At 57.8% G+C, this 3,537-nt stretch carries 4 protein-coding genes; all 4 read left to right on the forward strand.

The annotated features are described in order from the left end of the window. The first annotated feature begins 80 nt into the window (after nucleotides 1-80). Genes ndk through D8V06_RS14385 form a run of 4 tightly spaced genes read left to right on the forward strand, consistent with a single transcriptional unit; the run spans nucleotide 81 to nucleotide 3,481 of the window. Nucleotides 81-506, forward strand: coding sequence for a nucleoside-diphosphate kinase (gene ndk / locus D8V06_RS14370; RefSeq protein ID WP_039765715.1), 426 nt, complete (start codon nucleotides 81-83; stop codon nucleotides 504-506). A gap of 29 nt (nucleotides 507-535) precedes the next feature. Continuing rightward, the gene (gene rlmN, locus D8V06_RS14375; protein WP_056855164.1) at nucleotides 536-1,678 is read left to right on the forward strand and encodes a 23S rRNA (adenine(2503)-C(2))-methyltransferase RlmN; all 1,143 of its coding nucleotides are present in this window, start codon (nucleotides 536-538) and stop codon (nucleotides 1,676-1,678) included. Nucleotides 1,679-1,694: 16 nt separating this feature from the next. Further along, on the forward strand, nucleotides 1,695-2,453 hold the full coding sequence (gene pilW, locus D8V06_RS14380) for a type IV pilus biogenesis/stability protein PilW (RefSeq protein ID WP_056855165.1): 759 nt from the start codon (nucleotides 1,695-1,697) through the stop codon (nucleotides 2,451-2,453). After that, the gene (locus D8V06_RS14385) at nucleotides 2,453-3,481 is read left to right on the forward strand and encodes a RodZ family helix-turn-helix domain-containing protein (RefSeq protein ID WP_130905813.1); all 1,029 of its coding nucleotides are present in this window, start codon (nucleotides 2,453-2,455) and stop codon (nucleotides 3,479-3,481) included. The genes pilW and D8V06_RS14385 overlap by 1 nt, the downstream gene beginning before the upstream one ends. Nucleotides 3,482-3,537 lie beyond the last annotated feature (56 nt).

Here is a 3,537-nt window from a genome sequence, read left to right on the forward strand (position 1 = left end):
GCAGGTTAGGCAATACCCAAGAACCCGCGTATAATTCGCGGGTTTAATTTTTCGCAAATTACCGTTTCTGGAGTTACACCATGGCTGTTCAACGTACTTTCTCCATCATCAAGCCTGACGCCGTTGCTAAAAACGTGATCGGCAAGATCACCACTCGCTTCGAAGACGCTGGCCTGCGCGTTGTAGCTTCGAAACTGAAGCAACTGTCCAAAGCCGAAGCCGAAGGCTTCTACGCTGAGCACAGCGCTCGTGGTTTCTTCGGTGACCTGGTTGCCTTCATGACTTCCGGTCCGGTTGTCGTTCAGGTTCTGGAAGGCGAAAACGCTATCGCTCGCAACCGTGAGCTGATGGGCGCTACCAACCCTAAAGAAGCAGCTCCTGGCACCATCCGTGCTGACTTCGCTGAATCGATCGACGCCAACGCTGTTCACGGTTCGGACTCCGAAGCCGCTGCTGCTCGCGAAATCGCATACTTCTTCGCAGCTACTGAAGTAACCACTCGCTAAGCATTGGCTTAAAGAGTGAAGGTGAATCCATGACTACATCGACTGTAAAAACCAACCTGCTGGGGCTGACTCAACAGGAAATGGAAAAATTCTTCGACTCAATCGGGGAGAAGCGTTTCCGTGCCGGTCAGGTAATGAAATGGATTCACCACTTTGGCGTCGATGATTTCGACGCCATGACGAACGTCAGCAAGGCCTTGCGCGAAAAGCTCAAGGCTGTTGCTGAGGTCCGTGGTCCGGAAGTGGTCAGCGAGGACATCTCCAGCGACGGCACCCGTAAGTGGGTGGTGCGCGTGGCGTCCGGCAGCTGCGTCGAGACCGTGTACATTCCCCAGGGCAAACGCGGCACCTTGTGCGTTTCGTCCCAGGCAGGCTGTGCCCTGGATTGCAGTTTCTGCTCCACCGGCAAGCAAGGCTTCAACAGCAACCTCACCGCCGCCGAAGTCATTGGCCAGGTGTGGATTGCCAACAAATCCTTTGGCAGCGTCCCGGCGACCGTCGACCGTGCCATCACCAACGTGGTGATGATGGGCATGGGTGAGCCGCTGCTGAACTTCGACAACGTCATCGCTGCCATGCACCTGATGATGGATGACCTGGGCTACGGCATTTCCAAGCGCCGCGTGACCCTGTCGACTTCGGGTGTGGTGCCGATGATCGATGAGCTGTCCAAGCACATCGACGTGTCCCTGGCGTTGTCCCTGCACGCACCGAATGACGCATTGCGTAACCAATTGGTGCCGATCAACAAGAAATATCCGCTTAAGATGCTGCTCGAGTCGTGCCAGCGCTACATGTCGTCCCTGGGCGAAAAGCGCGTGCTGACCATCGAGTACACCTTGCTCAAGGACGTCAACGACAAGGTCGAGCACGCGGTCGAGATGATCGAGTTGCTGAAGAACATTCCGTGCAAGATCAACCTGATCCCGTTCAACCCGTTCCCGCATTCCGGGTACGAGCGGCCGAGCAACAACGCTATCCGCCGGTTCCAGGATCAGCTTCATCATGCCGGCTTCAATGTCACCGTCCGCACCACCCGTGGTGAAGACATCGACGCCGCCTGTGGTCAGTTGGTAGGGCAGGTGCTGGATCGCACCCGTCGCAGCGAACGTTATATCGCCGTGCGTGAACTCAGCGCCGACAACGATATGGCGCAGAACGCCGCGAAATAACCAAGAGAGGATCTCTATGTCCCTGCGCTTTGCGCTGCTTTTGCTGTTGGCCAGCCTGTGTGCTGGCTGCGTGCTTTCGGGCGATTACAACCCGATGAAGACCAGCAAAGGCCGTGATGAAGCGCGGGCCGCCTATGTGCAACTGGGCATTGGTTACCTGCAGCAAGGCATGACCGAGCGCGCCAAGGTCCCGTTGAAAAAAGCGCTGGAACTCGACAGCGCCGACCCTGATGCCAATGCTGCGCTGGGGCTGGTGTTTCAGGCCGAAATGGAGCCCGAGCTGGCCGACGAGCATTTTCGCAAAGCGCTGTCTTCTCGTCCCGCCGACGCGCGAATCCTCAATAATTACGGCAGCTTTCTGTTCGAGCAAAAACGCTATAAAGAAGCCTACGAGCGCTTCGAGCAGGCCGCCGCCGATACCCTGTATCCTGAGCGTTCGCGAGTGTTCGAGAACCTGGGCATGACGGCTTCAATGCTCGGCCAGCGTGAGTTGGCCCAGCAGCAACTGGAAAAAGCCTTGCGTTTGAACCGCCAACAACCACGCGCATTGCTGGAAATGGCTGAGTTGTCTTACGAAGACAGGCATTATGTGCCCGCGCGTGACTATTACGACCGTTTTAGCCAGCTCACAGAGCAAAATGCACGTAGTCTATTGCTCGGCGTTCGGCTGGCAAAAGTGTTTGAAGATCGCGACAAGGCAGCCAGTTATGGCCTGCAATTAAAACGACTCTATCCCGGTACACCGGAATATCAGCAATACCTGTCGGAGCAATGATGAAAGCGGCGCATCCCGAAGTTGTAGCAGCGAATCGCGTTAACCCCGGTGAGACCTTGCGCCAGGCCCGCGAAAGCAATGGCTGGTCGCTGGCCGAAGTGGCTCTCAAGCTCAACCTCACCGTCAATTCCCTGAGCAATCTGGAAGCCGGTGAGTTCGACAAGCTGCCTGGGCACACCTTCGCCCGTGGCTATATTCGCGCCTATGCCAAATTGCTCGGCATGGACCAGGCCGTTCTGGTTCAGCAATTCGACCAATCCACCGGTACCGACTCCCAAGGCAGCAGCGTACATAGCCTGGGTCGAATCGAAGAGCCGGTGCGGGTTTCCCATACCATTTTGCGCATCGTCAGCCTGTTATTGCTGGTGGCGGTGATTGGCGGTGGTTTTGTCTGGTGGCAGGATCAAACCTCGTTGCGCACCAAGGACCTGATCGGCCTCACTCCGGAGCACGTTGAAGTCGAAGGCGCCGATGGCACCACCCAGATTCATCCGCTGGATGAGCCGGAAGACCAGGCTGTGGCGCAAGGTCAGGCCGAAGGCGAGACTGCTCTGGCATTGCCGCAGGCCGAAACCTCGGCTGAGGTGCCAGCTGAAACCCCGGCAACCGCACCCGCTGCTCCGACTGCTACAACGCCTGCCGCGCCTGCGCATAATGCCGCCCCGGTTGTCGCCACACCGGCCACGCCAGCCCCTGCAGTCCCTGTCGTTCCAGCGCCGGTCGTGACTGCCCCGGTCGTGCCGAGCACGCCAGCACCCGCCCCGGTGGCTGCGGCTCCTGTTGCCGGTCAAGGCCAGGTGCAAATTCAGTTCACGGCTGATTGCTGGACGCAAGTGACCGACGGTGGCGGTAAAGTGCTGTTCAGTGGTCTCAAGCGTAAAGGCGACAATGTTTCCGTCAGCGGCAAACCGCCGTTCGCTGTACGTCTGGGTTATGCCCGTGGCGCGCAGGTCAATTACAACGGTCAGGCGGTTGATGTTGCTCCGTTCACCAGTGGCGAGACTGCTCGCCTGAAGTTGGGTCAATAAGTCATGCACGGCGAATCTCCAATCAAACGTCGCGAATCGCGCAAGATCTGGGTCGG

This window comes from Pseudomonas sp. Sample_24 (assembly GCF_004307605.1).
Lineage (GTDB): Bacteria > Pseudomonadota > Gammaproteobacteria > Pseudomonadales > Pseudomonadaceae > Aquipseudomonas.